We start from the raw sequence: 6,525 nt of genomic DNA on the forward strand, positions 1-6,525 counted from the left end.
TGGTGGCGGAGATGCATTCCAGTTATCTGCCGCTGCGCCGTGCCTGCCCCATGAACATCCGCGCACGGGTTCAGGGCGTAGTTATCGATGAGGAAGTGCAGGCAGATATCGTGCGCCTCCTGACGCTTTGGGCTGAGGCGCGGGCGCGCTTCGGCAAGGGCGGGCCGTTCCTGTTCGGCACTTTCGGCGCCGCGGATGTCGTCTATGCCCCGGTGGTCAGCCGCTTCCTCACTTACGGCATCGGCGTGCCGGGCTTCGCCCAGGCTTATATGCAGGCGATCTGGGAACACGAGTGGATGCAGCAATGGATCGCCGCCGCCGAATCGGAGGAATGGGTGATCGAGCAGTTCGAGATGCCGGTGGCATAGCCCTTAAAGCACTTCTCGACCGGTGTGGGTCACCGGACGGAGCCGAATTTGGTTCGGCGCGATGAGAGATGGCGAGGGAATATGTCGATATTTCTAATCCGCTTCGCCGAAGCGCTTCGAGGCTCAACTCGGGCCTGAGGGGTTCTTCCTATGGCCATTATGGCGGGCTTGTGCGATGGGCGCACTATGCCTCAGATCGCGACCGTTGCCGAGATTGCCGAAGCTCTGATAGCCTGTCCCAGCGTAACACCCGCGACGGGCATGGTTTTCGATTGCCTGGAACAGCAACTCGCCCCGCTGGGCTTTGAAGTGACTCGCTTCATAGCCGGAGAGGCGCCTGATGGTCCGGTGGAGAATCTCTTCGCCGTGCGGCAAGGTCCGGAAGGTTCGCGCCACTTCGCCTTTGCCGGGCATCTTGATGTCGTGCCGCCGGGTGAGGGGTGGACCACCGCGCCGTTCCTGCCGGAGCGGCGAGGGGCGCTGCTCTATGGTCGCGGTGCGGTGGACATGAAGGGTGCTATCGCGGCGATGATCGCCGCCTTGCGCGAAATACCGGCCGAGGCGGGCACAATCAGTTTCATCATCACTGGTGACGAGGAAGGGCCTGCACGCCATGGCACGGTCGCCCTGATCGACCTGATGCGCGAACGCGGGCAGATTCCGGATATTTGCCTTGTCGGTGAGCCGACCTCGGTGAACCGGCTGGGTGACATGATGAAGATCGGCCGGCGCGGTTCCGTGAACATCTTCCTGAATGTAGAGGGCGTGCAAGGCCACGTGGCTTATCCGCATCTGGCCGATAATCCGATCACCAGACTGGTGGCGATGCTGGCCGAGTTGGACGCGGTGGTGCTGGACAAAGGCACGGACTGGTTCCAGCCCAGCAATATCGAGATCACCGACCTTACCGTCGGCAATCCGGCGCATAATGTCATTCCCGCAAAGGCCAGCGCGCGCATCTCGATCCGCTTCAACGATCTGCATACCGGCGCCGAACTGGGCGCATGTGTCAGCGCCATTGCCGAGAAGCACGGCGGAACGGCTCATCCGGTCATTTCGGGCGAGGCATTCCTGACCGAGCCGGGGCCGTTCTCCAACCTGCTGGCGGACGCGATTCGCAACGAGACCGGTTTGGAACCGGAGCTTTCTACCAGTGGCGGCACCTCGGATGCGCGCTTCCTTAAGGATCTGTGTCCGGTCATCGAGTTCGGCTTGAGCAACGCGACGATGCACAAGCGCGACGAGGCGGTGGCGCTTGCCGATCTGGAAGTGCTGGCCCGGATTTATCGCCGGGTCGCCGAAGCGGCCCTTTCGTCGCCCGGAACGCAGCGCCGTTGACCCGCCGGGTTGCGCTGTTAGGTTCGCGCAGCATCAATCGTGCGGGGGCTGCGTGGCCAAACGGCTGACTTTACTTATCATCGCGGGCATGGTCCTCGGTATCGCGCTGGGGTGGTCGCTTAATGTCGCATATGCGGCCGGCGACCCGGCGCTGACCGTCTGGGCCGATTATCTCAAGCTGTTGCCGGACGTATTCCTCAAGCTCATCAAAATGATAATCGCTCCTTTGGTCTTCGCGACCATCGTGACCGGAATTGCCGGCATGGGAGACAGCGCTGCGCTGGGGCGGATCGGCGGCAAGGCGTTAGGCTGGTTTGTCTCTGCCAGCCTGATCTCGCTCGCGCTTGGGCTGGTGCTGGTCAATCTGTTTCGCCCCGGCGTGGGCGTCGGGCTGAAGGCCGCCACCGATCTCGGCGAGCTGGCGACCAGCCAGCTCTCGTTTCGCCACTTCGTGCTGGAGATATTCCCTGCCAGCGCATTTGAGGCGATGGCGAACAATAATATCCTGCAGATCCTGGTGTTTTCGATCTTCGTCGGCGTGGGGCTTACCGCGATTGGAGAAAAGGGCGAGCCGATCGTCAAGGCCAGCGAAGCACTGGCGCAGCTCATGCTCCAGATTACCGACTACGTTATGCGTTTTGCCCCTTTCGCGGTCTTTGGCGCGCTCGCCAGCGTGATCGCCACCAAAGGTCTTGGCATCGTCGTTACGTATGGGGTTCTGATAAGCGAGTTTTATTTCGGATTGCTGCTGCTCTGGACGATCCTGCTTTCGCTGGGCGCGGTGTTCCTGCGCGGGCGCATCTTCACGCTGATCCGCTATATCCGCGAACCGCTGTTGCTGACGTTTTCGACCGCATCTTCGGAGGCGGGGCTGCCCAAGCTGTTCGAGCAGCTTGACCGTTTCGGCGTGCCTCGCCGCATTTCCGGTTTCATCCTGCCCCTGGGCTATTCGTTCAACCTGGACGGCTCGATGATGTACATGAGCTTCGCGACCATCTTCATCGCGCAGGCTTATGGCATCCACGTATCGCTGGGTGCGCAGGTCCTGATGCTGCTGACGCTGATGGTCAGTTCAAAGGGCATCGCCGGAGTGCCGCGCGCCAGTCTGGTGGTGATCGCGGCGACGCTGGCGCAATTCGGCCTGCCGGTGGAGGGCATTGCGCTGCTGCTGGGGATCGACACTTTCCTCGATATGGGACGCTCGGCCACCAATGTGGTCGGCAATGCGGTGGCCACTTCCGTCATTACCCGTAGCGAGGGGATGCTGCAGCCGCTGATGGCCGCCGAAGCCGAGCCGCTTCATGCGCCGTCGCGCACGGCCGCTCATGGGCGGGCGGGGCTCAATCTCGATCCGGAGCAGTTCGAAGGTTGAACGCGGTAAAATCTATCGTGTCAGCTTTACAGGCACAAACGGCCCCATGCCGCAGCCGCCTCCGCGCTGAAAACTGCCGCCGTACCGGTTCAGCGGATAGATGATATCGGTCCGGCAAAGCTGCGTAAGCGAGGTCGCGTAAGTGAAGGTGTCGGCTGATTTCAGGCCACCGCAGGTATTAGGCAGCGTCACGCGCCAGACTTTGCCGCCGGCGCCGGCGAAGAAGTCTATGGTCCGATCATCACGAATGCGGGTGTTCGAAAACTGGGTGATCGTCAAACAGTCCTGTGCAGGGCCGATCGCTTCGGCGGCGGGTATGACGGGGGGTGCCTGGCCCGGTTCGCCTTCGGTGCAGGCAGCCAAGGCCAGCGGGGCCAATGACAGGAATAATGCAGCGGCGCTTTTCACGGCAATCTCCTCTCAAGATGCTTTCCTGCCCCCGCCCTTCTTCAGTATTTTGTCCTTGTAAGCGCACAAGTCAACGATTGGACAGCGCCAGCATTCCGGCGTGCGCGCCTTGCAGATGTAGCGGCCGTGCAGGATCAGCCAATGATGCGCGCCGACACGGAAAGGCGCGGGCACCTTCTTTTCCAGCTGCTTTTCCACAGCCAGCGGTGTCTTGCCTTTGGCGAGGCCGGTGCGATTGCCGACGCGGAAGATATGCGTATCGACCGCGAAGGTCTCTGCACCGAAAGCGCAGTTCATCACCACATTGGCCGTTTTGCGCCCCACGCCCGGCAATTCGACCAGCGCATCCCGATCATCGGGCACTTCGCCGTCGTAGTCGCGCACCAGGATCTCGGAGAGGGCGATGACGTTCTTCGCCTTGGAATTGAAGAGGCCGATAGTCCTGATATGTGTCTTCAGACCATCTTCGCCGAGGTCCAGCATCTGCTGCGGTGTCTTCACCTGTTGGAATAGCGCTCGCGTCGCCTTGTTCACGCCCACGTCGGTGGCCTGCGCCGAAAGCACTACGGCGACTAGAAGCTGATAAGTATTGCCGAACTGGAGTTCTGTCTCGGGGGAGGGGTTCAACTCTGCAAGGCGGCGGAAAAATTCGAAGATATCGTCTTTCTTCAAAGGCCCAATACCTCAGCCATCCGGTAGCGCCCCGGCGCTTGACTCAGAAGCCACTGCGCCGCCTTGACCGCGCCCTTTGCGAATATGCCCCGGTTCTCGGCGAGGTGCGAAAGGGCGATGCGTTCGTTATCAGCCAGGAAGTGGACGGTGTGGTCGCCCGCAACGGTGCCGCCACGCAAGCTTGCGAAGCCGATCGTGCCTGTCTCGCGCTTGCCGGTGATGCCGTCTCGGCCGCGCACGCTGCTTTCGGCAAGGCCGATCCCGCGTCCTTGCGCCGCCGCTTCGCCCAGTAGCAGCGCCGTGCCTGAAGGGGCATCCACTTTCATGCGGTGGTGCGTCTCGATGATCTCGATATCCCAATCCTCTCCGAGACGGCTTGCCGCCTCGCGCACGAGGTGAGCGAGGAGCGTGACGCCAAGTGAGGTATTGCCGGTTTGCAGCACCGGGATCTTTTCAGCGGCGCTGTCAATCAGCCAGTGATGGCGTTCCTCAAGCCCAGTGGTGCCGATGACGATTGGCACGCTTGCCGCCACGGCAACTTCGAGATTGCCTTCGAGCGCGGCGGGGCTGGAAAAGTCGATAAGCACATCGCTCTGTGCGGCGAGAGGGCTCACATCGCCATCTTTATCTACACCACCGGACAAGTCCTCACCGGCCGCGACGACAGCTTCTGCGATCGCGCGGCCCATGCGCCCGTTGCTGCCGATGATTCCGATTCTCGCCACTGCTTCAAATCCTTCGTCACCCCGAACTTGGTTCAGGGGCTATTCTGCGCCATGCTTGGCGCCGTGTTTGGGGCACGATGGAGGCTGAAACAAGTTCGGGATGATGAAAACGAGGCAAATTTGAGCAAAATCCGCAACATCGTGATTCTGACTGGCGCAGGCGTCTCGGCGGAAAGTGGCATTGACACGTTTCGAGGTGGTGGCGGACTTTGGGAGCAACATCGCGTTGAAGATGTTGCGACCCCGGAGGCATTTGCGCGTGATCCTGACCTCGTCCTGCACTTTTACGACATGCGCCGCGAAGCGATTCAGGCCAAGGCACCCAACGCGGCCCATCTCGCGCTGGCAAGGCTCGACCGGGAATGGCCGGACCCCTTGCTGATTGTGACGCAGAATGTTGACGATCTGCATGAACGGGCGGGCGCGAAACGCGTGCTGCACATGCATGGGGAGCATCTTAATGCCTGGTGCAGGGCCTGTGATGTCCGCTCGCGCTGGACCGGGCCGCTGATTAGCCGGCCGGCTTGTCCGCGATGTGGCGAAAAGGCATTGCGCCCTGATGTTGTCTGGTTTGGCGAGATGCCTTATTACATGGATGAGATATTCGCGGCGCTGCGCGAAGCTGACTTGTTCGTCTCGATCGGCACGTCAGGCGCGGTTTACCCCGCTGCGGGTTTCGTGCGCAACGCCCGCGATCTCGGAGCGGCGACTCTGGAACTGAACCTCGAACCCTCGCAAGGCTCCTTGTGGTTTGACGAAGCACGCCACGGCCCGGCCGGCGAACTCGTGCCGGCATGGGTGGATGAGATGCTGACGGCGCGCGGTTAGAAAGAACGTTCCCTCAGGAACTTACACCGCATCCCTTGCAGGCCGGGTCCTTGGTGATGCGCAAAGCCCGCATGGACGGGGCAAGCCCGTCGATAAGGTGCAAGGTCCCGAACTGCGGGTCGCCAAAAGCGGCGTGGCCCTCCAGCAGCACGCGAATCGCATGCATGGCTGCAAAAGTTCCGACCATGCCCACCATCGCGCCCAGCACCCCGTCAGCTGCACAGGTGTCGCAATCTTCGGCGTCGAAGGCATCGCCGACGAAGCATCGGTAACAGGGCTGATCCGCAAGATGCCCCGCGAAATTGCCGATTTGCCCCTGAAAGCGCCCAACCGCCGCACTGGTGAGAGGAATGCCTAAATTCACGCAACTATCTGACACTGCAAGCCGAGTCGCGAAGTTGTCACACCCATCCAATACGAGACTCGCGCCGGAAAGGACCTGACCAGCGTCGTCCCCCCTTACCCGCGCGACGACTGCGTCCACCTTGAGGCCAAGATCAAAACGCCGCACCCATTCGGCTGCCGTTTCCGCCTTGGGCTTGCCGATATCAGACGGCGTGTAAATCGTCTGGCGCTGCAGATTGCTGACGTCCACCACGTCATCATCCACCAGCGTCAGTCGTCCTATACCGGCTGCGGCGAGATATTGCAGTACAGGACTGCCGATCCCGCCGCAGCCGACAAGGATTACGTGTGCCTGCGATAGCGCCACCTGGCCCGCGCCGCCGATCTCGGGCAGCACGATATGCCGGGCGAAACGGGTGAGCCGATCAGAGGAAAGGGTCATTTCCCGCAGAGGTCATGCCGCGTCGGA

8 protein-coding genes are annotated in these 6,525 nt (G+C 61.5%); 4 read left to right on the top strand and 4 right to left on the bottom strand.

Features of this window, described 5'->3' with window-relative positions; translation table 11 throughout:
- The 3 genes from V7D69_RS14870 to V7D69_RS14880 form a co-directional block, all read left to right on the top strand.
- Nucleotides 1-368 (top strand): glutathione S-transferase C-terminal domain-containing protein (locus tag V7D69_RS14870; RefSeq protein ID WP_333606186.1); only part of this gene is annotated, 368 nt, incomplete at its 5' end.
- A 159-nt stretch (nt 369-527) separates the two neighbouring features.
- The gene (gene dapE, locus V7D69_RS14875) at nt 528-1,706 is read left to right on the top strand and encodes a succinyl-diaminopimelate desuccinylase (RefSeq protein ID WP_324063836.1); all 1,179 of its coding nucleotides are present in this window, start codon (nt 528-530) and stop codon (nt 1,704-1,706) included.
- 52 nt (nt 1,707-1,758) lie between these two features.
- Nucleotides 1,759-3,078: a dicarboxylate/amino acid:cation symporter gene (locus tag V7D69_RS14880; protein ID WP_324063826.1), complete on the top strand. Its 1,320-nt coding sequence runs from the start codon at nt 1,759-1,761 to the stop codon at nt 3,076-3,078.
- Nucleotides 3,079-3,090: 12 nt separating this feature from the next.
- Here V7D69_RS14880 and V7D69_RS14885 read toward each other — a convergent pair whose 3' ends face one another.
- Genes V7D69_RS14885 through dapB form a run of 3 tightly spaced genes read right to left on the bottom strand, consistent with a single transcriptional unit; the run spans nt 3,091 to nt 4,883 of the window.
- The gene (locus V7D69_RS14885; protein WP_324063827.1) at nt 3,091-3,486 is read right to left on the bottom strand and encodes a hypothetical protein; all 396 of its coding nucleotides are present in this window, start codon (nt 3,484-3,486) and stop codon (nt 3,091-3,093) included.
- A gap of 12 nt (nt 3,487-3,498) precedes the next feature.
- Complete coding sequence (gene nth, locus V7D69_RS14890) at nt 3,499-4,158, bottom strand: endonuclease III (RefSeq protein ID WP_324063828.1); 660 nt, start codon at nt 4,156-4,158, stop codon at nt 3,499-3,501.
- On the bottom strand, nt 4,155-4,883 hold the full coding sequence (gene dapB, locus V7D69_RS14895; RefSeq protein ID WP_324063829.1) for a 4-hydroxy-tetrahydrodipicolinate reductase: 729 nt from the start codon (nt 4,881-4,883) through the stop codon (nt 4,155-4,157). The genes nth and dapB overlap by 4 nt, the downstream gene beginning before the upstream one ends.
- A gap of 120 nt (nt 4,884-5,003) precedes the next feature.
- Here dapB and V7D69_RS14900 point away from each other — a divergent pair, with 120 nt between their 5' ends.
- Nucleotides 5,004-5,711 carry an NAD-dependent deacylase gene (locus tag V7D69_RS14900; protein WP_333606187.1) on the top strand — a complete coding sequence of 236 codons (708 nt, stop codon included), beginning with the start codon at nt 5,004-5,006 and terminating at the stop codon, nt 5,709-5,711.
- 13 nt (nt 5,712-5,724) lie between these two features.
- Here the strand turns inward: V7D69_RS14900 and V7D69_RS14905 are convergent, their stop codons facing one another.
- Nucleotides 5,725-6,498 (bottom strand): HesA/MoeB/ThiF family protein, encoded by a 774-nt coding sequence (locus tag V7D69_RS14905; RefSeq protein WP_324063831.1) that lies wholly within the window; start codon nt 6,496-6,498, stop codon nt 5,725-5,727.
- Nucleotides 6,499-6,525 lie beyond the last annotated feature (27 nt).

The sequence above is a fragment of the Novosphingobium sp. genome (genome assembly GCF_036733805.1).
In the GTDB taxonomy this organism is placed as follows: domain Bacteria; phylum Pseudomonadota; class Alphaproteobacteria; order Sphingomonadales; family Sphingomonadaceae; genus Novosphingobium.